Source organism: Microbacterium sp. PI-SA-G, assembly GCF_057215335.1.
In genome coordinates, this window is the sequence record NZ_CM170103.1 from 1,116,150 (window position 1) to 1,139,122 (window position 22,973).

General features: G+C 70.4%; 21 protein-coding genes and 1 tRNA gene. 4 read left to right on the plus strand and 18 right to left on the minus strand.

From position 1 onward, the window contains the following. Window positions 1–11: 11 nt before the first annotated feature. The 3 genes from AC2D10_RS05580 to AC2D10_RS05590 form a co-directional block, all read right to left on the minus strand. A complete protein-coding gene (locus AC2D10_RS05580) occupies window positions 12–578 on the minus strand; it encodes a LemA family protein (RefSeq protein ID WP_463796341.1) in 567 nt (188 codons plus the stop codon). A gap of 88 nt (window positions 579–666) precedes the next feature. Then, complete coding sequence (locus AC2D10_RS05585) at window positions 667–1,980, minus strand: D-arabinono-1,4-lactone oxidase (protein WP_484711008.1); 1,314 nt, start codon at window positions 1,978–1,980, stop codon at window positions 667–669. Next, window positions 1,977–3,224: an alanine racemase gene (locus AC2D10_RS05590; protein WP_484711009.1), complete on the minus strand. Its 1,248-nt coding sequence runs from the start codon at window positions 3,222–3,224 to the stop codon at window positions 1,977–1,979. Before AC2D10_RS05590 ends, AC2D10_RS05585 begins: the two co-directional genes overlap by 4 nt. Window positions 3,225–3,304: 80 nt before the next feature. Here AC2D10_RS05590 and AC2D10_RS05595 point away from each other — a divergent pair. Next, window positions 3,305–3,380, plus strand: a tRNA-Leu gene (locus tag AC2D10_RS05595). Window positions 3,381–3,395: 15 nt separating this feature from the next. Here the strand turns inward: AC2D10_RS05595 and AC2D10_RS05600 are convergent. From AC2D10_RS05600 to AC2D10_RS05640, 9 genes are all read right to left on the minus strand, one after another. Next, window positions 3,396–4,097 carry a DedA family protein gene (locus AC2D10_RS05600; protein ID WP_484711011.1) on the minus strand — a complete coding sequence of 234 codons (702 nt, stop codon included), beginning with the start codon at window positions 4,095–4,097 and terminating at the stop codon, window positions 3,396–3,398. Window positions 4,098–4,154: 57 nt separating this feature from the next. Next, the gene (locus AC2D10_RS05605; protein WP_484711013.1) at window positions 4,155–4,991 is read right to left on the minus strand and encodes a cation-transporting ATPase; all 837 of its coding nucleotides are present in this window, start codon (window positions 4,989–4,991) and stop codon (window positions 4,155–4,157) included. A 305-nt stretch (window positions 4,992–5,296) separates the two neighbouring features. Beyond that, window positions 5,297–6,817, minus strand: coding sequence for an NAD(P)/FAD-dependent oxidoreductase (locus AC2D10_RS05610; RefSeq protein ID WP_484711014.1), 1,521 nt, complete (start codon window positions 6,815–6,817; stop codon window positions 5,297–5,299). Window positions 6,818–6,837: 20 nt separating this feature from the next. Next, window positions 6,838–8,139 (minus strand): S8 family serine peptidase, encoded by a 1,302-nt coding sequence (locus AC2D10_RS05615; protein ID WP_484711015.1) that lies wholly within the window; start codon window positions 8,137–8,139, stop codon window positions 6,838–6,840. Next, window positions 8,136–8,678, minus strand: a complete 543-nt coding sequence (locus AC2D10_RS05620) for a DUF501 domain-containing protein (RefSeq protein ID WP_484711017.1) — start codon at window positions 8,676–8,678, stop codon at window positions 8,136–8,138. Before AC2D10_RS05620 ends, AC2D10_RS05615 begins: the two co-directional genes overlap by 4 nt. A gap of 47 nt (window positions 8,679–8,725) precedes the next feature. Beyond that, a complete protein-coding gene (locus tag AC2D10_RS05625; RefSeq protein WP_484711018.1) occupies window positions 8,726–9,289 on the minus strand; it encodes an FtsB family cell division protein in 564 nt (187 codons plus the stop codon). Between the two features lie 77 nt (window positions 9,290–9,366). Continuing rightward, window positions 9,367–10,647: a phosphopyruvate hydratase gene (eno, locus tag AC2D10_RS05630; protein ID WP_484711019.1), complete on the minus strand. Its 1,281-nt coding sequence runs from the start codon at window positions 10,645–10,647 to the stop codon at window positions 9,367–9,369. 124 nt (window positions 10,648–10,771) lie between these two features. Then, window positions 10,772–11,431, minus strand: coding sequence for an O-methyltransferase (locus AC2D10_RS05635; RefSeq protein ID WP_484711021.1), 660 nt, complete (start codon window positions 11,429–11,431; stop codon window positions 10,772–10,774). 51 nt (window positions 11,432–11,482) lie between these two features. Then, window positions 11,483–12,427 (minus strand): CPBP family intramembrane glutamic endopeptidase, encoded by a 945-nt coding sequence (locus tag AC2D10_RS05640; RefSeq protein ID WP_484711022.1) that lies wholly within the window; start codon window positions 12,425–12,427, stop codon window positions 11,483–11,485. 89 nt (window positions 12,428–12,516) lie between these two features. Between AC2D10_RS05640 and AC2D10_RS05645 the strand changes: the two genes are divergently transcribed. Beyond that, window positions 12,517–13,746, plus strand: coding sequence for an APC family permease (locus tag AC2D10_RS05645; RefSeq protein ID WP_484711023.1), 1,230 nt, complete (start codon window positions 12,517–12,519; stop codon window positions 13,744–13,746). Window positions 13,747–13,749: 3 nt separating this feature from the next. On the opposite strand, the gene AC2D10_RS05650 is transcribed toward AC2D10_RS05645, so the two are convergent. From AC2D10_RS05650 to nhaA, 4 genes are all read right to left on the minus strand, one after another. Further along, a complete protein-coding gene (locus AC2D10_RS05650; RefSeq protein WP_484711024.1) occupies window positions 13,750–14,559 on the minus strand; it encodes an SGNH/GDSL hydrolase family protein in 810 nt (269 codons plus the stop codon). A gap of 49 nt (window positions 14,560–14,608) precedes the next feature. Then, window positions 14,609–15,880, minus strand: coding sequence for a histidine--tRNA ligase (locus AC2D10_RS05655; protein ID WP_484711811.1), 1,272 nt, complete (start codon window positions 15,878–15,880; stop codon window positions 14,609–14,611). Between the two features lie 83 nt (window positions 15,881–15,963). Then, entirely contained in the window at window positions 15,964–16,566 is a 603-nt protein-coding gene (locus tag AC2D10_RS05660; protein ID WP_484711812.1) for a nucleoside triphosphate pyrophosphohydrolase, read from the minus strand. Between the two features lie 59 nt (window positions 16,567–16,625). After that, window positions 16,626–17,816: a Na+/H+ antiporter NhaA gene (gene nhaA, locus AC2D10_RS05665; RefSeq protein WP_484711025.1), complete on the minus strand. Its 1,191-nt coding sequence runs from the start codon at window positions 17,814–17,816 to the stop codon at window positions 16,626–16,628. An 84-nt stretch (window positions 17,817–17,900) separates the two neighbouring features. On the opposite strand from nhaA, the gene AC2D10_RS05670 reads away from it, so the two are divergent. Both AC2D10_RS05670 and gdhA read left to right on the plus strand, forming a co-directional pair. Continuing rightward, window positions 17,901–20,597 (plus strand): phosphoenolpyruvate carboxylase, encoded by a 2,697-nt coding sequence (locus AC2D10_RS05670; RefSeq protein ID WP_484711026.1) that lies wholly within the window; start codon window positions 17,901–17,903, stop codon window positions 20,595–20,597. 47 nt (window positions 20,598–20,644) lie between these two features. Then, window positions 20,645–22,015 carry an NADP-specific glutamate dehydrogenase gene (gene gdhA, locus AC2D10_RS05675; protein WP_484711027.1) on the plus strand — a complete coding sequence of 457 codons (1,371 nt, stop codon included), beginning with the start codon at window positions 20,645–20,647 and terminating at the stop codon, window positions 22,013–22,015. Window positions 22,016–22,072: 57 nt separating this feature from the next. On the opposite strand, the gene AC2D10_RS05680 is transcribed toward gdhA, so the two are convergent. Continuing rightward, window positions 22,073–22,681 carry a gamma carbonic anhydrase family protein gene (locus AC2D10_RS05680; RefSeq protein ID WP_484711029.1) on the minus strand — a complete coding sequence of 203 codons (609 nt, stop codon included), beginning with the start codon at window positions 22,679–22,681 and terminating at the stop codon, window positions 22,073–22,075. A 43-nt stretch (window positions 22,682–22,724) separates the two neighbouring features. Next, window positions 22,725–22,886, minus strand: coding sequence for a hypothetical protein (locus AC2D10_RS05685; protein ID WP_484711031.1), 162 nt, complete (start codon window positions 22,884–22,886; stop codon window positions 22,725–22,727). Between the last annotated feature and the right edge of the window lie 87 nt (window positions 22,887–22,973).

A 22,973-nucleotide genomic window follows, 5' to 3' on the forward strand; every position in this document is an offset into this window, starting at 1 on the left:
TGACGCCTGCGTCAGAACTGCACGCGAGGCGGCTCGGAGATCGCGCCGCTGTCGGCGACCTCGAAGAACTCGCGCTCGGTGAATCCGAGTCCCTTGGCGAACAGATTGTTCGGGAAGACCTTGATCTTGGTGTTCAGCTCGCGCACGCCGCCGTTGTAGAAACGACGCGCCGCCTGGATCTTGTCCTCGGTGTCGACGAGAGCCTGCTGCACCTGGAGGAAGTTCTGGCTCGCCTGCAACTGCGGATACGCCTCCGCGACCGCGAACAGGCTCCGCAGCGCCTGCTGCAGGTGACCCTCGGCGATCCCGGCGTCACCGGGGCCGCTGGCGTTGAGCGTCTCGGCTCGAGCCCGCGTGACGTTCTCGAACACCGCCTTCTCGTGCGAGGCATAGCCCTTCACGGTCTCGATGAGGTTCGGGATGAGATCGGCCCGGCGCTTGAGCTGCACCGTGATGCCACTCCACGCTTCGTCCACGCGCACATTCAGCTGGACGAGCGAGTTGTACGTCGCCCACAGGTAGATCCCGACCAGCAGAATCACACCCACGACGATCAGTACCGGCACTAGCCATTCCATCAGAGGCCCCACCCTTCCTCGTTTTGTCCCATCCTATCCGCGCACCCTGCACGTGCACTGGGCGTGAACCCAGCTCCGAACAGCCCTGTCAGGTGCCGAGCACGCGCTCCAGATGCCGGTTGCCGAAACGGCGCTCCGGGTCCAGCCGATCCCGCAGCGCACGGAAGTCGTCGAAGCGGGGGTAGCGCGCGCTCAGCTGCTCGGCGTCGAGCGTGTGCAGCTTGCCCCAGTGCGGTCTGCCGCCGTGCTCGAGCAGGATCTCCTCGACCGCGGCGAAGTACGCGGTCGGGTCGGCACGCCAGTACCGGTGCACCGCGATGTAGCCGGTGGCGCGCCCGTATGCCGTCGACAGCCACCGGTCGTCGGCCGCGGCGAAGCGAACCTCGACCGGGAACTCGATCCGCCAGCCGCGGTCGGCGATCAGAGCCTGCACGGCACGGAACGCGGGCTCGACATGCTCGGCGGGCAGGGCGTACTCCATCTCGCGGAACCGCACGGTGCGCGGCTGTGTGAGGACGCGATGCGAGTGATCCGTGTACTCGCGGTTCCCGGTGAGCTTCACCGCGAGCCGGTTGAACGGCGGTGTGATCGCGGGGGCGAGCCGACCGGCTGCGCACACTGCGCGGTAGACGCCGTTCGAGAGCAGCGTCTCGTCGACCCACCTGCCGACGACGGGCAACGGCTGCCGCCGGGTCGACTCCGGCAGCCGCGTCTGCCTCTTGGTGAGAGCCACGTCGGTGTGCGGGAACCAGTAGAATTCGAAATGGTCGTACTGCGCGGCACGCGCCTGCAGCGTGCTCAGAACGTCCTCGAGCGGTGCGGGCTCGTCGACGGCATGCATCACGAACGCGGGAACGCACTGCAGGGTCACCTCGACGATGACCCCGAGCGCACCGAGTCCGAGTGCCACGGCGGGGAGCATCTCACTGTTGCGCTCCTCGTCGATGTGCAGGAACTCCCCCGTCGCGGTGACGAGCGTCACTCCGACGACCTGCGTCGCCAAGCCGCCGAACCCCCAGCCGGTGCCGTGTGTGCCGGTGGAGATCGCTCCCGAGATCGACTGCCGGTCGATGTCGCCGAGATTCTCCATCGCGAGTCCGTGTGCGGCGAGCAGCCGCGGGATGCGGTGCAGACGCGTGCCGGCCAGCAGCGTGACCCGAGAGCGCTCGCTGTCGACCGACACGAGACCCTGCAGGTCGTCGAGCTCGAGCAGCACGCCCGGAGCGATCGCGATGCCGGTGAAGCTGTGCCCGGCTCCGACGGCCTTGATCGGCAGGTTCTGCGCGACCGCGGCGATCACCGCGCGCTGCACCCCTTCCGGACTCCGCGGCCGCTCGACACGCACGGGGCGCACGGATGCCGAGCGCGCCCAGTTCTGCCAGGTTCCGTTGATCCGGGTCACAGGAAGGCCTTCCCCTCGCCGCGGTACGTCGGCAGCTCGTCGACCACCTCGTCGCCGGCGACCAGGTGATAGCGGTCGATGCGTTCCGCGGGCTCGCCGCTTTTGGCGTGGCGGAACCAGACCCGGTCGCCCACGCCGAGTGTGGAGGCCGCGCCGCCCTGCAGGGGCGTCTGCACCTCACCGGCGGCCTCTCGCGAGAGGGTGCGCAGACCCTGCGGCCAGACCGCGCGCGGCTGCCGCGATGCGAGAGTCGGTCCCGACGCGATCCAGCCGCCTCCGAGCACGGTGGCGATGTCGTGCGCGGGACGGCGGACCACGTCGAAGGCGAAGGCCGCCGCGGGGGCCGGCCGGAAGGAGCGGTAGCCGTCGAACAGGTGCCCGCCCAGCAGACCGCTGCCCGCGCTGGCCTCGGTCAGAGACTCGTCGCTCCCCGAGAATTCCAGCGAGCCGGTGCCGCCGCCGTTGATGAACTCGAGCGGAGTGACGGCTCCCACCGCCTCGGCGACGGCCGCGCGGCGCTCGCGGAGCTCAGTGCGAGAACGCGCCTGCACGATCCGGATCACCGGTGCGTCGGCGCCTGCGTCATCGCCCTGCCCGGCGATCTGCGCGTCATACATCTGCAGCCCGACCAGACGGAAGCCCGGACGCGCGACGACGCGACGCGCGAACGCTGCGACCTCTCCCGCGCTGAACAGTGCGGAGCGGCGCACGCCGATGTGCCCGAGCAGCGGTGACCGCCACGACGCGTCGACATCGATCGCGACGCGGATCTCGGGTCGCGCACCCGGGGCGGCCACGCTGTCGATCAGGTCGAGATGCGCCGGGTCGTCGACCATCAGCGTGATGCGTGCCGCGGCCTGTTCGTCCTGGACGAGCTCTGCCAGCCCGGCGCGATCGACCGTCGGGTAGCCGAGCACGATGTCGCCGTGATCGCGGGCGAGCCTCAGGGCCTCGGCGAGGGTGAACGCGAGGATGCCACGGTATCCGGGCAGCGCGAGCACCGCGTCGAGGACGGCACGGACGCGCACCGACTTCGACGCCACACGGATGGGGAGTCCGCCGGCGCGCACGAGCATGTCGAGTGCGTTGTAGCGCAGCGCGTCACGATCGATCACCGCGACGGGGGCGGGCAGGTGTGCGGTGGCGGCCGTGAGGCGTGGCCAGTACCGGGCGGGGTCCTCCCACTCCGGGGCGACGACAGGGGCACCCTCGGCAGGGCTCAGTTCGGCGGTGAGGTCGAGCACTCCCCCACCCTACGACGTCGATGCACCGCGATTCATGCGTCACGACACCGAGTGCCGCCCCGGCTAGGCTGACCAGGACCGCCCCCGTAGCCCAATGGCAGAGGCAGGCGACTTAAAATCGCTTCAGTCTGGGTTCGAGTCCCAGCGGGGGCACCACCGCAGGTCCGGCGCTCAGTCCGCTGAGCCGTCGATGGTCGCGGCGTCGGATCGCGAGGACGCCGTGCGCGGGGTGGATCCCTCCCGCACGCGACGGATGACGAGCACGGTCAGCGCGATCGCCAGCGCGGCATAGACGACGTAGTCGACATAGCCGAGGTAGCTCTCGAGCTTCTCGTGCTGTGTGCCGAGGGCTGCACCGACGCCGATGAGCATGCCGTTCCACAGGCCGCTGCCGATGATCGTGTAGGCGCTGAACCGCACCAGATTCATCTTCGACGCCCCGGCGGGCAGAGAGATCAGACTGCGTACCCCGGGCACCATGCGGCCCACCAGCACCGTCCAGCCGCCGCTGCGCACGAACCAGCTCGATCCCCGGTCGAGGTCGGAGCGGCTGACCAGTCGGGTCGCGGCGAGGAACCGAACGGCGCGTTCCATGCCGATCGCGGCGCCGAGCCAGTAGAGCAGCAGCGCACCCAGCCACGACGCGAGAGTGCTCCAGAAGATCAGCCAGCCGAGGTGCAGGTCTCCGCTCTGACTCAGGTATCCCGCGAACGGCAGGATCACCTCGCTCGGGATCGGCGGGATCAGCACCTCGACGAACACCAGCAGCCCCACGCCCACGTCGCCGAGGGCGGTGAGGACATCGGCGGCGAAGCCGGTGAGGCCGGAGAATCCGTGGTCGGCAGTCATCGCGACGGCAGTGGCGGGGCTCATCGAAGGGCTCGTCTCTGTCAGGGGGCTGTCGTGGGCCAGGATAGCCAGCGCACTCGACTACTTGCTGAACAGGTCCCCGATGCCCGGGATTCCGAGGTCGCCGAGGCGCTCTCCCCAGCCGCTGGCGGTCTCACCGAACCCCGAGACCGTCTCGCCCGCCGATCCGAGCACTCCCTCAGCAGCACCCGAGATGCCCTCGGCGTCGATGCCGCCCGCGAGGGATTCGAGGTCGACACCCTGCACCAGCGATTCGACGTCGAGACCCTGTGCCAGGGCGTCGAAGTCGACCAGGCCCGATGCCTGCTCCAGCAGGGGCGCGGCGACCGTGCTGAGCACGGCTCCGCCGGCCACGGCACCGAGCACGCCGACCGCCGCTCCCCCGGCGAGACCCGCCGCTCCGCCACCACGCACCCGCGACAGCAGCGAGCGCATGCGGCCCGGTCGGGCAGCCTCGGTGCGGCCGGCCGCGCGTGCGAGGTCATCGGGCGATGACGACGCCGGGCGCTCCCCGGGGGCGAGCTCCGCCTGCATCCGCGCCTGCACCTCGGTGCGCTGGGCGGGTGTCAGGCGCGCGAACGCCTCACGGTGCATCTGCTCGACGCGGTGCGGGCCGGCCGTCTGCATCAGGTAGTCGTAGCGCGCGATCGCGGCACGGTCAGCGTCGGATACCGACCCCGCGCGCCCTGAGCCCGCGACAGGAGGTGCGTAAGCGCCGCCGGCGTTGCCTCGAGCGGGCGGAGGCGTGTATCCGCCGCCGTGCGACGAGGTCTGGGTGGGAGGCGTATACGAGCGCTGGCCGGCGTCATCGCGGCGGGGCGCCGAGTCGCGCTGCGATGCCGTGTGCTTCTCGAGGGCCTGTGCGGCGAGGCCGAGGAGCTTGGAGAGCTTTGCCATGGTGGTGATTCCTTCGAGCGGGTGGACCGCCACAGAATCTCCGCGAGATGAGAACGAGAGGATGCCGTGGCCGTCCGTGAACACGGACGCCAGGTCTCCTCCACCCCGAGGGGCCGGTGGGCCGGGACACGACTTCGTGTCCGTAATGACGACACACCGCAGACGGGAGTACTCCCCTTGCTGTGCTCAACGATAGGGGCCGCTCCTATGAATACCGTGCACGCGTCGTCGTCGGCACGGTCGGGTGGGAAATGCCGAACGGCCCCGGCGCATCGGATGCGCGGGGCCGTTCGTTCGTGCGGAGACTACTTGGCCGCTGCGGACGACGCCGCTGCCTGCTCGGCGGGGTCGGTCGTCGCCGGAGCGGGAGCCTTCTTGGCCGCAGCCTTCTTCGCGGGAGCCTTCTTGGCGGCGGGCTTGATGTCGCCCGGCTTCTCGGCCGGAGCGGTGTCGGCCTTGGCCGGAGCCTTGGTCGCAGCCGGTGCCGCGGCGGGGGCGTCTGCCGCCGGACGCGGGCGTGCGGCGAACTCCTCGAAGACATAGCGCGGGTTCTGCACGGTCTGGAGGTTCACCAGGTCACGGCCGAGCCACAGGTTGTTCCACCAGCCACCGACGACGCGGAGCTTGCGCTCCCACGTCGGCATCGCGAGACCGTGATAGCCGCGGTGCGCCACCCAGGCGATGAAGCCCTTGAGCGCGATGTTGCCGGACTGGAAGACACCGTTGTACAGCCCGAGGCCCGCGACGGCGCCGAGGTTCTTGTGGAAGTACTCCTTGGGGTCTTCCCCACGCAGCACGGCGACGATGTTCTTCGCGAGCAGCTTGGCCTGACGCACCGCATGCTGTGCGTTCGGCACGCAGAAGCCGCCGACGCCGCCACCGGAGAGATCGGGGACGGCCGAGACGTCACCGGCGGCCCAGGCGCCCTCGACGAACGCCTCGGGGGTGCCGACGCGCAGGTCGGCGCGGGTCTGGATGCGACCGCGCTCTTCGACGGGGAGGTCTCCGCCGCGCACGACGGTCGGGTTCGCCATGACGCCGGCGGTCCAGACGATCAGGTCGGTCGGGATGATCTCGCCCGTGGAGAGCTCGACGTTGCCGTCGACCGCGCTCGTGAGCTGGGTGTCGAGGTGCACGTTCGCGCCGCGCTTGGCGAGATCGCGGAGGACCCATTCGCTGGTGGGCAGCGAGACCTCGGGCATGATGCGGCCCATGGCCTCGATCAGGTGGAAGTGGGTGTCCTCGAAGCGCAGCTGCGGGTACTTGCTCACCAGCGACGAGGCCAGCGAGCGGAGCTCGGCGAAGACCTCGATGCCGGCGAATCCGCCGCCGACGACGACGACCGAGAGCAGACGGTCACGGGCCGGGCCCGCGGGCAGCGAGGCGGCCTTGTCGAAGTTCGACATCAGGCGGTCGCGGATCGCCACGGCCTCTTCGATGGTCTTGAGCCCGATCGCGTTGTCGGCGATGCCGGGGATCGGGAAGGTGCGCGAGACGGCACCGGCGGTGACGACGATCTGGTCGTACGCGAACTCGTACGCGTCGCCCGACGGCGGCGTGATGGTGGCCACCTTCTGCGCGTGGTTGATGTTCGTGATCTTCGCGGTGACCACGTTGGTGCGCTTGAGGTGACGACGGTGCGCCACGACCGAGTGCCGCGCCTCGATGCCGCCGGCGGCGACCTCGGGAAGGAACGGCTGGTAGGTCATGTACGGCAGCGGGTCGACCATGGTGACCTCGGCCTCACCCTTGCGGAGGTGCTTCTCGAGCTTCCACGCGGTGTAGAAACCGGCGTAGCCGCCACCGACAATCAGAATCTTGGGCACAGGGGAACAACTCCTTGGAGTCAAGGTTGTGGCGTGCGATTCGCGCGCGCCGATCGGATGCGCCGGGCAGCTGCGGTGACGCCAAGCGCTACAAGGATACCAGGGACTGTGACCGCGATCAGCGGGAGGGTACCGTAGCGCAGTGAATCAGCGCTGGGAAGGAGCGGTGAACCCGCCTCGGTCGGTGCATCGGCGTCCGGCAGCGGAGGAATCTGCACCGGTTCCACGGTCGGCTCGGGCTGCGGTTCGCTCGCCGCGCGTCGGTACAGACGGATCCACTCGGCGAGATCCCCCATCGGGTTCTTCTCGACCGTCGGCAGGTTCGTGCTGATGGCGGCCGCGGCATCCACCAGTCCGAATCCGTAGAGCGGGTCGCGTGGCTTGACCGCGCCGTCGACCGGGATGGCGGTCTTGATGATGCGGTTGATGACGTCGATCGCCTTCATGTCAGGATGCGCGGAGCGGATGAGGGCGGCGATGCCGGCCACGATCGGGGCTGCGCCGCTGGTTCCGCGCCACGAGGCCAGCTTGCCGTCGGCGGACACCCCGAGGAGCCCTTCGCTGGGTGCCGAGATGCCGATGGTGATGCCCTGCGTCGACGCCTCGATGCTGGCGGTGCCGGTCTGATCGACGCCGGCCACGGTGAGCACGCCGGGGATGGTGGCCGGGGCTCCGATGATGCTCGTGCCGCTCCCCCGGTTGCCTGCCGCGACGACGACCACGACGTCGTGCTCGAAGGCGTAGAGGAAGGCGTCGTCCCAGCTCTGGTCCCAGTCGAGGGTGTTCGTGGTGAAGGACAGGTTGATCACGTCGGCACCGTTGTCGACGGCCCAGCGCATGCCCTTGGCCACCTGCTCGGTGAACGGGACGGCGGCGGCCGCACCGAAGCCGACGGAGATGGACAGCAGGTTCGCCTCGGGGGCGACCCCGATCATGCCGGTGCCGTCCGGAGAGCCGCGTCCGGCAGCGAGTGACGCCACCCACGATCCGTGGTTGCCGTCGAGTGCGCCGAGCGGTGTGCGCCCGTCGGCGGAGCCTGTGCCCGACACGTCGGTGCCCCCGACGACGGCGTCGCCGAAGGTGGCCGGGACCCGGCCGATGCCGGTGTCGATCACCGCGATCGTGACGCCCTTGCCGCGCGTGGTCTGCCAGGCCTCACGGATGCGTGCGCCGTCGAGCCAGTACTCCGACGCCCGCACCGGGTCGCTCGGGTCGTCGGGCACGGGGCCCGTGCTGGGTGGGACGGTGGCGCCGAGCAGCAGGACGGAGACCGCCACCACCGCGACGGCGGCGAGACCGCGCAGCGTGGGTCGGCGGCTCATGTCGTCGGCGCAGCCTCGTCGCGGAGCGCCGCTCCGGGCTCGTCGCAGCGGCAGACCGCGGGCGACCACGACGAACGGGCGAGCGCCTCGTCACCGATGGGGTTCACGCCGCTGCCGGCCGCGAGCGCGTGGCCCGCCAGCGCGTGCAGGCACTTGACGCGCGTCGGCATGCCGCCGGCCGAGATGCCCTCGATCTCCGACACCTCGCCGAACTGCGCGCGGTCGGCCAGGTACGCCTGATGCGCGGCCAGGTACGCCGCCGCGACGTCCTCGTCGTCGGCCAGCAGCGCCGCGAGCTCGGGCATCACCTGTGTGGCCTCGAGCGTCGACATGGCCGCCGTCGCCGCGGGGTGCGTGAGGTAGTAGAACGTGGGAAACGGCGTGCCGTCGGGCAGACGCGGTGTGGTCGCCACGACGGTCGGGTTGCCGCAGGTGCAGCGCGCCGCGATGCCGACGACTCCTCGCGCGGATCGTCCGAGCTGAGCCGACACGACGGCGAGTTCAGCGGGCGTCGGGGCGGGGAAAGGCGGCGTGGTCACCCCACCAGAGTACGGGAGCCGACCGGGAGGACGCTGCGACGACCGCGTCAGGGAGCGACCGCGGCCGTGTCGCTGAGCCCGGCGGAGATGAGCGTGCGCAGCAGCTGCGGCATCCAGTCCGACGGCTTCTCCTCGAGCGTGTCGCTCACCGGGTCCTGTGCGCGCGGAAGATCGGCGGCGTCGAGATCGTTGTCGACCAGGTAGACCACCTCGCCGGGCTTGACGTAGTAGAGCCGCTCGCGTGCCTGCGTCGTGATGTACGCGGGGTCCTGCCATCGCTCGCGCTCCTTCTCGAGCGCGGTGATCTCAGTCTCGCTCACCTGCACCGAGGCCTCGAGAGCTGCGATCTTCTGGCGCTGATCGATGAACGTGCCGAGCGTGGGCACGAGCACCCAGGCGCCGAGGACCACCAGCGAGAGCATGATCACCGAGAACGCCGAGAGCCGGATTCCGGAGGCCCATTCGCGCACGTCGACCGCGGGTGTCTCGGCGCGCTCTCCGCGACGGGACCGCGGCGCACGCGCTTTCGCGGAACCTGTCTTCGACGCGTTCGCGCCGGGTCGGGTCGACGACCCCGGAGACGCCGAAGGAGGAGCCGGTCGTCGTGCCACGGCTCCTCCTCCGTCAGCCGCTTCGTCAGCGGCCTCGTCGTGCCGCTACGGGTGCGGCGTGTTCTGTCTCAGCGTGCTCAGGCCTGCGAGCGGGGGAACGCGGAACGACCGGCGAAGACCGCGGCGTCGCCCAGTTCCTCCTCGATGCGCAGAAGCTGATTGTACTTCGCGACGCGCTCGCTGCGAGCAGGCGCACCCGCCTTGATCTGACCCGCGTTGGTGGCGACGGCCAGGTCGGCGATGGTGGTGTCCTCGGTCTCACCGGAGCGGTGCGAGAGCATGGCCGTGTAGCCGGAGCGCTGCGCCAGGCTGACCGCGTCGAACGTCTCGGTGAGCGTGCCGATCTGGTTGACCTTGACCAGGAGCGAGTTCGCGACGCCGCGCTTGATGCCGTCGGCGAGACGCTCCGGGTTGGTGACGAACAGGTCGTCGCCGACCAGCTGCACCTTCGAGCCGAGCGCGTCGGTGAGGTGCTTCCAGTTGTCCCAGTCGTCCTCGGCCAGGGCGTCCTCGATCGTGACGATCGGGAAGTCGTTGACCAGACCGACGTAGTACTCGGTGAGCGCCGCGGCGTCCCAGTCCTTGTTGTCGAGGCGGTAGACGCCGTCCTTGAAGAACTCGGTCGCGGCGACGTCGAGGCCCAGCGCGATGTCGGTGCCCGGCGTGAAGCCAGCCTTCTCGATCGCCTTGACCAGGAAGTCGAGGCCTTCGCGGTTGCTGGGCAGGTCGGGAGCGAAGCCGCCCTCGTCGCCCAGGCCGGTCGCGTAGCCGGCGGCCTTCAGCTCGGCGCGCAGCACGTGGTACGTCTCGACACCCCAGCGCAGGGCCTCGGAGTAGGTCTCGGCGCCGATCGGCGCGAGGAAGAACTCCTGCATGTCGATGCCGTTGTCGGCGTGCTCGCCGCCGTTGATGACGTTGAACAGCGGAACGGGCAGCACGTGCGCGTTCGGTCCGCCCAGGTAGCGGAACAGCGGCAGGTCGGCCGAGTCGGCCGCGGCCTTGGCCACCGCGAGGCTCACGCCGAGGATGGCGTTCGCGCCGACGCGCTTCTTGTTCTCGGTGCCGTCGACCTCGTTGAGGATCTCGTCGACGATGCGCTGCTCGCTCGCCTCGATGCCCTCGAGTGCCGGGCCGAGCTCGTCGATGACAGCCTCGACGGCCTTGCGCACGCCCTTGCCGCCGTAACGGCTCTTGTCGCCGTCACGCAGCTCGTACGCCTCGAACGCTCCCGTCGATGCCCCGGATGGGACGGCGGCACGCTGGACGATGCCGTCGTCGAGCAGGACCTCCACCTCCACGGTCGGGTTTCCGCGCGAGTCGAGAATCTCGCGTGCGCCTACAGCCTCGATCAGTGCCACTGATGTGCTCCTTGTTCAGGGGAAAGGTGTGTGTGGAGCGTCGTCGATCCGCGCTCAGTCTAGCCCGCCGCGTCGACGGATTCCGGGCCCGCGACCGGCTCGAGGGCAGGAGCAGGCGCCGAGATCAGACGACGAGGGCGAGCGCGACGCCGTCCCAGCCCTTGATTCCGACGGTCTGCAGCGCAGTGGCGTCGAAGCGGGGGTCCTCCCCCAGCATCCGCAGCCCGTCGCGCGTGCCGATCACCTTCGAGTCCGTGGCATCGTCGCGCACGATCTCGCCCTCGCGGCCGATGTTGTCGAGCACGACCACGGTGCCGGAATGACCGAGCTTCGCCGCCCAGTCCAGGTAGATCGTGTTCGACTCCTTGTCGGCGTCGATGAAGACCAGGTCGAACCCGCCCACCAGGGTGGGCAGCACATCGGCTCCGCGTCCGATGCGGATCTCGACCCGCTCGCCGACGCCTGCCGCATCGATGCTGGCGCGGGCTACCGCCGCGTTGTCGGCCTCGGCCTCGACGGTCACGACGCGCCCCTCGGGGCCGACCGCCCGCGCGAGCCAGATCGTCGAGTATCCGCCGAGCGTGCCGATCTCGAGCACGCGTCGCGCACCCGACATCCGCGCCAGCAGATTCAGGAACTTGCCGCTGACGGGTGCGACCTCGATCGCCGGCATCCCCGCCGCGCGCTGTGCCTCGAGGGCAGCCTCGAGTGCGGGGTCGTGACCGACGAGGGTGTCGGCGAGATAGGCGTCGGCCTGCGACCAGGCCGCGGGTGTGGAGTCCATGGGCTCAGCAAACCGCTCAGGCCCGAGCAGCGTCAAGGGGCTCCCGCCGGATCACGGCCGGGGAGCGGAGAGCAGACGCCCTTCCGCGCCGGCGAGCTCGGGCTGCTGACGGAACTGGCCCGTGAGCGTCAGGACGAGCACCACGACGGCGATCACGATCCAGCCGGCGACGCCCAGAGGCCCGGCGAGCGCGAGATCGGGCTGCGATGCGGCGACGATCACGATCAGTCCGCCCGCGGCGTTCAGCGAACCGTGTGCGAGGACCGCGGGCCAGATGGACGCGGAGCGCAGCCGCAACCAGCCCAGGAGGATGCCCCAGGCGACGCACCCGCCGATCATGAACAGCACGCCGGTGATGTCGGTGCGGCCGAAGTTGTAGCCCAGCAGGATCACCGGGCTGTGCCAGACGCCCCAGATCGCACCGCTGAGCAGCAGCGTCGGCCAGGTGCCCAGCGGGCGCAGCGCCGGGATGAGCCAGCCGCGCCAGCCCAGCTCCTCACCGAATGCCGGGATCGCGTTGATGAGTGCGCCGATCGGGATCGACACGATCTGCGCGATCACGATGGCCTCGATCGGCGGCAGCGGCATGCCCGCGGGCATCGCCTTCTCGAGCTCGACCGCGAAGGCGGCGAACGTCAGATCGAGTTGCATGAAGCCCAGCGCAGCCGAAAGCGCGATGGCGAGCGCGATCAGCACCGGCGGCGCCAGCCAGGCGAGCACCATCAGCCACACGACCCGCTTGGCGGGGCGAAGCGGCCAGATTCCGAGGAAGCGCAGGCGCTCCCCCTTCGCCGGCACGCGCAGCACCAGCATCGTCACGAGCGCCGCGACGGCGGGCGTGAACATCATCACCGGCAGGATCAGGGTCGCGGACGGCTCGGCGAGGCCGTCACCCAGCCAGAGCGGGAGCGAGACCAGCCAGGCGAGCACGCAGGCGAGCACGGTGAACAGGATCACGGCGCCCCAGGGAACGCGGCGGGGCGTGGAGATGCTCATGTGCACCATGATGTCAGCCTTGCGCCCCCGGCTGAATCGGTCGGCGCCCCGGACACCACTCGTTCACCCGTGCATGCCACGATGGCAGGATGCCGCTGGCCCGACGACTGACTCTGCGCGACGCGATCGCGATAGGCCTCGGCTCGATGATCGGCGCCGGCGTGTTCTCGGTGTGGGCTCCGGCCATCGGCGTCGCCGGCAGCGGCGTGCTCGTGGCTCTGGGGATCGCCGCGGTCGTGGCCTACTGCAACGCGACCGCATCCGCTCAGCTGGCGGCCGTGCACCCGGTCGCGGGCGGCACCTACGCCTACGCACGGGCCGAGATCGGACCGTGGTGGGGCTTCGTCGCGGGCTGGAGCTTCGTGATCGGCAAGATCGCCAGCTGCGCGGCCATGGCGATGACCTTCGCGGCGTACGCCGTACCCGCTGCGTGGGGACCGGCCGTCGCAGCCGGCGCCGTCGCGGCCCTCGCGATCGTGAACTGCTTCGGCGTGACCCGCACGGCTCTGCTCACCCGCATCCTCGTGGTGTGCTCGCTGCTGGGCCTGACCGCGGTGGTCGCGTTCGGACTCGCGGGCGCCGCGGCATCCGACCCGCTCCCCCTGCCCGACGCCACCGCGTACGGCGTGCTGCAGGGAGCGGGGCTGCTGTTCTTCGCGTCCGCCGGGTACGCCCGCATCGCCACGATGGGCGAGGAGGTGACCGACCCCGCCCGTACGATTCCCCGGGCGATCGTGCTGGCGCTCGGGGGCGCCGTCGTCGTCTACGTGCTCGTGGGTGTGACCGTGGTGCTCGTGCTCGGCGGAAGCGCGGCGACCAGCACCGCCCCGCTCGCCGACGTGATGACCGCCGTCGGCGCGGATTCGCTGACGCCGGTGGTGCGGATCGCCGCCGCCGCTGCCTCGCTGGGCGCGCTGCTCGCACTGCTCACCGGGATCGGTCGCACGACGCTCGCGATGGCGCGGGAGGGTGACGTGCCGCGGTTCCTCGCTGTGGTCGACGAACGCTGGCAGGTGCCGCGGCGCGCAGAGATCGCGATCGCGGCGTGCGTGATCGCGATCGTGCTGCTCGCGGATCTTCGCGGCGCGATCGGCTTCTCGTCGTTCGGTGTGCTGCTGTACTACCTGATCGCCAACGCGGCGGCCTTCCGCCAGCAGGGCGAGGCTCGGCGGTACCCGCGCTGGCTGCAGGTGGTGGGAGCGCTCGGATGCCTCGTGCTGGTGAACACCCTGCCGATCCTGGCGACGTTCATCGGAACGGGCGTGGTGGCGGTCGGCGTGGTCTACCGCCTGGTGCGCCTGCGGGTCGAGCAGCGCTGACGCTCAACCGGCGGCAGTGGCGGTGGCTTCGCGCAGCGCCGCGTCGGCTGCCCGCGACAGCGCCGGAAGCAGGGCCTCGGCGGTGCGTCGATAGCCGAGTGCGCTGGGGTGGAAGCGGTCGAGGCTGAACATCGCCTCGGGCTCGTCGAAGAACAGCGGTCCGACCGAGCGGCGGAGGTCCACGGGCTCGGCGCCCGCATGACGCGCGGTCTCGGCCTGCACGTCGGCCAGCCGCCGGGACAGGCTCGACGCCAGACGCCGCAGGGGCTGCGGCACGGCACGGAGAGCACCGAGGTCGGGGCAGGTGCCGACGACGACCTCGGCGCCCCGCGCGCGGAGTCGTCGGATGGCCTCATTGAGGTGACTCGCCGAGACCGAGATCGGGAGACGATGGGTGACGTCGTTGCCGCCGACCACGATCACCGCGACGTGCGGACGGCAGTCGTCGGCCAGCCCGTCGATCTGCCTCTCGAGATCCGGCGACTCAGATCCGACGATCGCGGCAGTGCGCAGCCGCACGGGGCGATGCAGGCTGCGCGCCAGGCCCTTCGCCAGCCGCCCACCGAGGGTCTCCTTGCGGCGGGCCGCGCCGAGCCCCGCCGCGAGCGAGTCGCCGAGGAGCAGCAGCTCGATCGGCTCGCCCTCCAGCGCCGGACGCCAGACGCGATCGGCATCGAGCGAATCCTCACCCAGCGGCTTGCCGATGCGTCGGCGCGCGATCGCCGCCTGCCGCGAGATCAGTGTGTTCGCGCCGACGGCCAATCCGGCGACGGCGGCGATCCCGCAGGCGACGGCGAGACGTGTGCGACCCATGCCCCGATTCGATCGCGTCCGCGTGAACGCCTCGTGAACGGCATCCGGATCAGGACAGCGGCTTGACCTCGAGAGCGGATGCCCCGGCCGACACCGTCGCGAAGGCGGTGTATCCGTCGGCGGATGCCCGCTCGAGCAGTGCCTTGAGGTTCTTCGTGCGGCGCTCGAGCCGCACGCGGGTACCGCTCGCGATCAGGGTCGTCTTGTGCGCCACCAGTTCGGCCACGGGCACGTCGGCGTCGTGGATCAGCACGATGGCCTTCGCCTCGCTGTCGATGCCCGTCTTGACCAGGTCGACCAGGCGCTCGAAGCCGAGCGAGAAGCCCACCGCCGGCACCTGCTGACCGAGGAAGCGCCCGATCATGCCGTCGTAGCGTCCGCCCCCGCCCAGCGAGTAGTCGACTGAGGGGTGCGCGAGCTCGAAGATGGTGCCGGTGTAGTAGCCCATTCCGCGCACGAGGAACGGGTCGAAGACGAGCGGGATCTCGGTCTCGCCGTTCTCGGAGCCCGTCGACGGGCGTCCGGCGGCCACGGCTTCGCCGATGCCCACGAGGTGGGCGACGATGTCGTCGGGAGCACCGTCGGGCAGCGCCTTGCGAATCTGGCGCTCGCCGTACGGGTGGTACTCCATGGTCTGCGGGCGACGCAGGAACGCCTCGAAGGCGTCCACCGCGGAGGCGGTGGCCGAACGCTCGCGCAGCTCTGCGGCCACGCCGTCGGCGCCGACCTTGTCGAGCTTGTCGATCGTGATGAGCACGCTCGGGCGCTCCTCGGCGGTGAAACCGAAGCTGTCGAGCATCCAGTCCAGCACGCGACGGTCGTTGATGCGGACCGTGGCGCCGTCGAGCCCGAGCGCGTCGACCGCGTCGAGCGAGGCCACCATCAGTTCGGCCTCGGCGCGCGCGGAGTCATCGCCCATGATGTCGATGTCGCACTGCATGAACTGCCGGTAGCGACCCTTCTGCGGGCGCTCGGCGCGCCACACGGCACCGATCTGGATCGACCGGAACACGGTGGGCAGCTGCCCGCGGTTGCTGGCGTAGAAACGGGCCAGCGGCACGGTCAGGTCGTAGCGCAGCCCGAGGTCCGACAGCGCGGCAGGATCGTCGGCTCCGGCACGGATCGCCTCGGCGTCGAGTCCGCGGCGCAGGATGTTGTACGACAGCTTCTCGTTGTCGCCGCCGATCCCGGCGTGCAGACGCGAGTACTCCTCGACGACCGGGGTCTCGATCTCGTCGAAGCCGTGCGCGAGGTACCGCTCACGGATGACGGCGAGCACGAGCTCGCGACGAGCCTTGTCGGCGGGGAGGATGTCGCGCATACCGCGCGGCGGGTTCACAGTGGCCACGACTCCATCTTTCCAGGTCCGGCGGCTTTCCAGATCCGGCCGCGACGCCGTGCGGGTCAGCTGCCGGATTCGACCGCGCGCACCTGCTCCTCGAGCGTGCGCAGCCGTTCGCGGAGTGCGCGCTCAGCGTCCCATCCCTCGGCGCCGGCCTGCGCGACCAGCGCCAGCAGCGCGTCGCCGAGCTCGGCCTCGGAGGTCGGCGGGGCCGACGCGCTCTGCGCCGGCACGACACCGACACCGGCCGCGCGACCGGTCAGCTTCTGCGCGAGCGCGAGCGCCGGCATTCCCCGCGGCACGCCGTCGAGCACGCTGCGCCGCGTGCGCTTTTCGGCCGCCTTCGCGGCGTTCCAGTGCACGAGCACCTCGTCGGGCGTGCGGGCCACCTCACCGGCGAACACATGCGGATGCCGCCGGACCATCTTCTCGGTCAGGGTGCGGGCGACGTCGTCGACGTCGAAAGGATCGTCGGGATCCTGCGCCGCGATCGCCGCGTGGAACAGCACCTGCCACAGCAGATCACCGAGCTCCTCACGCAGGTCGTCCCGCGTGCCGCTCTCGACGGCCTCGATGACCTCGTGCGACTCCTCGATCAGATACGGCACCAGATCGCCGTGCGTGATGCGCTGTGACCAGACGCACTGCTCGCGTACGGCCCGCATCGTCTCGGCAGCGGCACGCAACGGGTCGAGAGCCTCGGGTGCGGTCGGCTGGTCGCCGCTCACAGGGCGACCTCCGACTCGATCAGCGCGAGGCGCCGGTACGAGCGGGCCCGCAGCGAGACGAGGATGCCCGACAGCGCGAGGGCGATGAGCGAGCCGACCAGCACGCCGAGGATGGCCTGATCGCGGACACCGGCATCGTCGGCGAAGGCGAGATTCGCGAGCAGCAGCGACACCGTGAAGCCGATGCCGCCGAGCGCGCCGGCCGCGACGATGTCGGCGAACGGAAGCGCGGGCGGCGTGCCCTTCGGACGGATCCGCATCGCGATCCATCCGAACAGCGAGATGCCGATGATCTTGCCGACCGGGAGGGCCACCGCGATGCCCCAGAACGCCGGCGAGAGCTCGGTCGGCGAGACGGGCGGGATGACGACGAACGCCGCCGCGAACGCGAACAGCGGCAGGATCGCGCCGTTGACGGTGGGCTCGAGCAGGTGGCGCGTGCGCTCGGCCGGACCGGCCGCCATCACGAGCCCGAGCATGACCCCGGCGATCGTGGCGTGGATTCCGGATGCCGCCACGAGCCCCCACGCGACGACACCGATCACGATCATCGCGACGATCAGCAGAGGACGCAGAGTCCCGCGGGAGGCCGAAGCGAGGATCCGGCTCAGCACGGCGAACACGACGACAGCGATCACCGCGAGCAGCAGCAGCACCCACTGCACGTCACGCGCGAACAGCACGGCGATGAACACGATGCCGATGATGTCGTCGAGGATCGCCAGGGCGAGCAGGAACACTCGCACGGCCGGCGGCAGGCCACGGCCGAACATCGCGAGCACGCCGAGCGCGAAGGCGATATCGGTCGCCGTCGGGATCGGCCAGCCCGTCGCGGTACCCTCTCCTCCGGCGATCAGCAGGTACACCGCGATCGGCACCAGCACGCCACCGGTCGCCGCGATGGCGGGCTGCAGGGCCTTGCGCGGCGAGTCGAGTTCGCCGTGGGTGAGTTCGTGGCGCAGTTCGATGGCCACGACGAAGAAGAACACCGCCAGCAGACCGTCGGAGATCCAGTGCGCGATCGACAGGTCGAGTCCGGTGCCGGGGACCGCGAGGTGCAGGTCGAGGAACGCGGCGATCGGGTCGTGCGTGGGCAGGTTCGCCAGCAGCAGGCCGAGGCCCGCCGCGACGAGAAGGAGCACGGCCGGGAACTGCTGACCGCGGAGGGGGTTCGCTGAGATGCGCATCCCCTCCATGGTAGGCCGACGCCCTCTCGGTCATGCCCCGTCATGCGTGCAATCACCCCTCCGCACGCGGGATACTCTCGAACGGTGACCCCCGAACACAGCTTCCCCGAGCCCACCCAGACCGAGGCGATCCGCGTGATCGGCCGTTTCGAGGCCGGCCGCGGCATCCCCGACGCGATGCGATCCGACGTGAGGATGCTGGGCGGTCTGCTCGGCCAGGTGCTGCGCGAATCCGGCGGCGACGACCTGTTCGACGACGTCGAGCGGCTGCGCCTCGCGACCATCCAGGCGTACGACCAGGAGACCTCCGACGCCTTCGAGCGTGCGGCGGCCATCGCCGAGTCGTTCACCGTCGCGCGCGCCGACGAAGTCGCCCGTGCCTTCACCTGCTACTTCCACCTGGTCAACCTCGCCGAGGAGCACCAGCGTGTGCGGGTGCTCCGTGAGCGCGCCGGACAGCCCGGGCGGGAAGACGCGGCCGACACCGTCGCGACCGCGTATGCGCGACTTCGCTCCGAGGTCGGCGACGAGGAGGCACGACGACGACTGGACGGACTGCGCTTCCACCCCGTCTTCACCGCGCACCCGACCGAGGCCCGGCGTCGCGCCGTCTCGTCGAGCATCCGCCGCCTCTCCGAACTGCTCACGCAGCACGACGCGGCGAGCGCCGAGGGTGCAGAAGCCCACCGCGCGCAACGACGGATGCTGGAGGAGATCGACACGCTCTGGCGTACGGCGCCCCTGCGTTCGCAGAAGCCCTCGCCCACCGATGAGGTGCGCACGGTGATGGGCGTCTTCGACGAGACGCTGTTCACGACGGTTCCCCACGTGTACCGCCGCATCGACGACGCACTGCGCGGCGAGGAGTCCGGCTCCAGCGCGCCCGTCGTCCCCGCGTTCGTACGCATCGGCTCGTGGGTCGGCGGCGACCGCGACGGCAACCCCTTCGTCACGGCCTCCGTCACCCGTGAGGCCTCGCAGATCGCGGCCGATCACGTGCTGCGCGGACTCGAGCGGGCTCTCGAGCGCATCGGCCGCACCCTGACGCTCGACGCGGAAGGCACCCCGCCCAGCGCCGAGGTCATCGCGCTCTGGGAGCGTTTCGCCGCCGCCGAGCCCACCCTCGCGGGCGAGCTCGCCGCGCGCTCCCCTGAAGAGCCGCATCGTCGCGTGCTCCTCGCCTTCGCCCACCGTGTCGCCGCGACCCGCCGCGGCGAGAGCATGCTCCGTTACACCCGCCCCGAAGAGCTGCTCGATGATCTGCGTTGCGTGCAGGCCTCGCTCACGGCGAGCGGCGCCAGTCGTCACGCGTTCGGCGGCGTGCAGCACCTCATCTGGCAGGTCGAGACCTACGGGTTCCACCTGACCGAGCTCGAGGTGCGCCAGCACTCACAGGTGCATGCGAAGGCGCTCGCCGAGCTCGAGGGCGGCGAGCCTCTCAGCGCTCAGACCGAGGAGGTGCTGGAGGTCTTCCGTGTGATCGCCAAGATCCAGCGCGACCGCGGTCTGCGCGCGGCGGGTCGCTATGTGGTCTCGTTCACCCAGGCGGCATCCGACCTCGCGAACGTGCACCGTCTCGCCCGGCACGCGCTCGGCGACGACGCACCGGTGCTCGACGTGGTTCCGCTGTTCGAGACGTTCGCTGACCTGCAGGCGGCTCCCGAGATCCTGGCCGAGGTGGTGACCTTCCCGGAGTTCCGTGCTCGCATGGCCGAGACCGGCAACCGCCTCGAGGTCATGCTCGGCTACTCCGACTCGTCGAAGGACGTCGGCCCGGTCGCCGCGAACCTCGCCCTCTACGAGGCGCAGGAGAAGATCGCGCTGTGGGCGAAGGACGCCGACATCGAGCTGACGCTGTTCCACGGCCGCGGCGGGGCACTCGGCCGTGGCGGCGGACCCGCGAACTCCGCCATCCTCGCCCAGCCGCCGCACTCCGTCGACGGGCGGTTCAAGCTCACTGAGCAGGGCGAGGTCATCTTCGCCCGCTACGGCGAGCCGGCGATCGCGATGCGCCACATCGACCAGGTCGCCGCCGCCACCCTGCTCGCCTCCTCCCCCTCGGTCGAGCAGCGCACCAGCGGGGCGGCCGCCCGCTACGCCGAGGTCGCCGCGATCATGGACGCCTCCTCGCGCGAACGCTTCTTCTCGCTGGTGAAGGCCGAGGGCTTCGCGCCCTGGTTCGCCACGGTCACCCCGCTCGAGGAGATCGGTCTGCTCGCACTGGGTTCGCGCCCGGCGCGACGCGGCCTCTCGGTCGAGTCGCTGGAAGACCTGCGGGCGATCCCGTGGGTGTTCGCGTGGACGCAGGCGCGCATCAACCTGGCCGGCTGGTTCGGACTCGGCACCGCGCTCGAGGCCGTCGGCGATGAAGCGCTGCTGATCGAGGCGTACCGCGAGTGGCCACTGCTTCGGACCATGATCGACAACGTCGCGATGAGCCTGGCGAAGACCGACGAGCGCATCGCCCGCCAGTACCTGGCGCTGGGCGACCGCGACGACCTCGCCGCCCTCGTGCTGGACGAGCTCGCGCTCACTCGCGAGTGGGTCATCCGCCTCACGGGCGGCGACGGACTGCTGGTCAACAAGCCGGTGCTGCAGCGCGCGGTGCAGCTGCGCAGCCCCTACGTCGATGCGCTGTCGCTCCTGCAGTTGCGTGCGCTGCGTGCGTTGCGCTCGGCCGCGAGCGACGGGGCGACCGGCTCCGGGGCCGACGCCGAGCAGCAGCGCCTGCTGCTGCTGTCGGTCAGCGGCGTGGCCGCCGGTCTGCAGAACACCGGGTGATCGTGCGTGATCCCCTGTCCCCCGTTCCTCATCAGAAAGCCTCTCGCGTGACCGCAACGACTTCCGCCGACTTCCACCCGCTCGCCCCCGCGGTGCAGCCCGTCTTCGACACGGTTCTCTCTCGCAGCCCGTACGAGCCCGAGTTCCATCAGGCCGTGCACGAGGTGCTGCACTCGATCGCGCCGGTCCTCGAGCGCCGTCCCGAGTTCGTCGACGGCGGCATCCTCGAGCGTCTCGTCGAGCCCGAGCGACAGATCCTGTTCCGCGTGCCGTGGGTGGATGACGCCGGCAAGCTACAGGTCAACCGCGGCTACCGCATCCAGTTCTCCTCGGTGCTCGGCCCGTACAAGGGCGGGCTGCGCTTCCACCCTTCGGTGAACCTCTCGATCATCAAGTTCCTCGGCTTCGAGCAGATCTTCAAGAACGCGCTCACCGGCCAGGGCATCGGCGGCGGCAAGGGCGGATCGGACTTCGATCCGCACGGCAAGTCCGACGCCGAGGTCATGCGCTTCTGCCAGTCGTTCATGAACGAGCTGTACCGGCACCTCGGTGAGCACACCGACGTTCCCGCCGGCGACATCGGGGTGGGCGGGCGCGAGATCGGCTACCTGTTCGGTCAGTACCGCAAGGTGACCAACCGCCACGAGTCGGGCATGTTCACCGGCAAGGGCACGGGATGGGGCGGTGCCGAGGTGCGCACCGAGGCCACCGGCTACGGCGCCGTCTTCTTCGCCCAGGAGATGCTCGCCGTGCACGGCGACTCCCTCGACGGCAAGCGCGTCGGCATCTCCGGCTCGGGCAACGTCGCCATCTACGCGATCCAGAAGGCGACGCAGCTCGGCGCCACCGCGGTCACCGCATCGGACTCCTCGGGCTACGTCATCGACGACGCCGGCATCGACCTGGACCTGCTCCGTCAGCTGAAGGAGGTCGAGCGCGCCCGCATCGTCGAGTACGCGAACCGTCGTCCCGGCGCGCGGTTCGTCGAAGGCGGCAGCGTGTGGGACGTGCCGGTCGACATCGCGGTGCCCTCGGCCACGCAGAACGAGGTCAGCCTGGCCGATGCCGAAGCGCTGATCGCGAACGGCGTACGAGCGGTGTCGGAGGGCGCGAACATGCCGTGCGTTCCCGCAGCCGTCGACGCGTTCCAGGCCGCGGGCGTGCTCTTCGCGCCGGGCAAGGCCGCCAACGCCGGCGGCGTCGCGACCTCGGCACTCGAGATGAGCCAGAACGCCTCGCGCCAGCGCTGGACCTTCGGCGACAGCGAGAACAAGCTGCGCGAGATCATGTCCGACATCCACCGTGCCGCGTTCGACGCCGCCGAGCGGCACGACGTGGCCGGCGACTACGTGGCCGGCGCGAACATCGCGGGCTTCGAACGCGTGGCCGCGGCGATGCTCGCCCAGGGTGTCATCTGATCCCGCACTGAACGGCTCAGAGCCGCCTGACCCTCCGGGGTGAGGCGGCTCTCTTCGTCACGGCTGTGGGTCGATGCGCACGTCGTGGGCGTGTCGCGCGAGGGACCTGCCGTAGCGTTCGGTCAACTGCACCATGAAGTCCGGGGTGTCGCGATCGACGCCGAACACGTGACCGGGGAAATCGATGTCGGGCTGCACGGCGGCGATCTCGTCCTGCTGATCGGGCGAGAACAGCTGCACCGGATCCCCCGCCGCGACCCAGCCGATCGGCACCACCGTCCCTGCGGGCAGCACCGCCCGGCGCATCACGATCGCGTTCACGCGCACCTCGCACGCGTCTGCGACTCGAGCGCCGTTGAACACCCGGGCGCCCGACGCGAGGAACACCTCGGCACCCACCGTCGCGCCGGCGATGCTCGACAGCGTGCCGATCAGGGTGTGCGGTCCGATGTGCACGGAGTGAGCCGCGGTGGCACGGATCAGCGCGTTCTCCATCACGATGACGTTCTCACCGAGCGTGATCGGTGAGCCTTCGGCGGTGATCACGGCGCCGTGCAGGATCTGGCAGTCCGCACCGATCTCGACGTCGCCGGAGATCACGGCGGTGGGAGCGACGACGGCGGTGTCAGGGATCCGGGGCCGAGCCCCGAGGTGCTCGTACAACATGACGTCAGCGTAGTGCGCCACCCGGCCGCCGGTGAAGGGAGGGCTACTCCTTCGTGGCCGCGCGTCCGCGCAGGATCCCGACCACCACGGTCACGAGGAACAGGACGATGCCCAGGATCGCGAGCCAGATCAGCCCTTTGACGACGAAGCCGAGCACTGCGAGGGCTGCCCAGGCGAGCAGAAGAATGATCAGCAGAATCCACATGCGTCCACTCTCCTCTTTTCTCGGGCATGCCACACGCACTTGACCGCGCCGGATGTGTCAGCTAGCGACCGGCGCGGGCGTGGCGCG

What these genes read in the sequence shown, in the direction of transcription:
- AC2D10_RS05580 (WP_463796341.1), bottom strand. Translation starts at nt 578, where the DNA reads ATGGAATGGCTAGTGCCGGTACTGATCGTCGTGGGTGTGATTCTGCTG.
- AC2D10_RS05600 (WP_484711011.1), bottom strand. Translation starts at nt 4,097, where the DNA reads ATGAGCCCCGCCACTGCCGTCGCGATGACTGCCGACCACGGATTCTCC.
- AC2D10_RS05605 (WP_484711013.1), bottom strand. Translation starts at nt 4,991, where the DNA reads ATGGCAAAGCTCTCCAAGCTCCTCGGCCTCGCCGCACAGGCCCTCGAG.
- AC2D10_RS05615 (WP_484711015.1), bottom strand. Translation starts at nt 8,139, where the DNA reads ATGAGCCGCCGACCCACGCTGCGCGGTCTCGCCGCCGTCGCGGTGGTG.
- AC2D10_RS05635 (WP_484711021.1), bottom strand. Translation starts at nt 11,431, where the DNA reads ATGGACTCCACACCCGCGGCCTGGTCGCAGGCCGACGCCTATCTCGCC.
- AC2D10_RS05640 (WP_484711022.1), bottom strand. Translation starts at nt 12,427, where the DNA reads ATGAGCATCTCCACGCCCCGCCGCGTTCCCTGGGGCGCCGTGATCCTG.
- AC2D10_RS05645 (WP_484711023.1), top strand. Translation starts at nt 12,517, where the DNA reads ATGCCGCTGGCCCGACGACTGACTCTGCGCGACGCGATCGCGATAGGC.
- AC2D10_RS05650 (WP_484711024.1), bottom strand. Translation starts at nt 14,559, where the DNA reads ATGGGTCGCACACGTCTCGCCGTCGCCTGCGGGATCGCCGCCGTCGCC.
- AC2D10_RS05655 (WP_484711811.1), bottom strand. Translation starts at nt 15,880, where the DNA reads ATGCGCGACATCCTCCCCGCCGACAAGGCTCGTCGCGAGCTCGTGCTC.
- AC2D10_RS05660 (WP_484711812.1), bottom strand. Translation starts at nt 16,566, where the DNA reads ATGCGGGCCGTACGCGAGCAGTGCGTCTGGTCACAGCGCATCACGCAC.
- nhaA (WP_484711025.1), bottom strand. Translation starts at nt 17,816, where the DNA reads ATGCGCATCTCAGCGAACCCCCTCCGCGGTCAGCAGTTCCCGGCCGTG.
- AC2D10_RS05680 (WP_484711029.1), bottom strand. Translation starts at nt 22,681, where the DNA reads ATGTTGTACGAGCACCTCGGGGCTCGGCCCCGGATCCCTGACACCGCC.
- AC2D10_RS05685 (WP_484711031.1), bottom strand. Translation starts at nt 22,886, where the DNA reads ATGTGGATTCTGCTGATCATTCTTCTGCTCGCCTGGGCAGCCCTCGCA.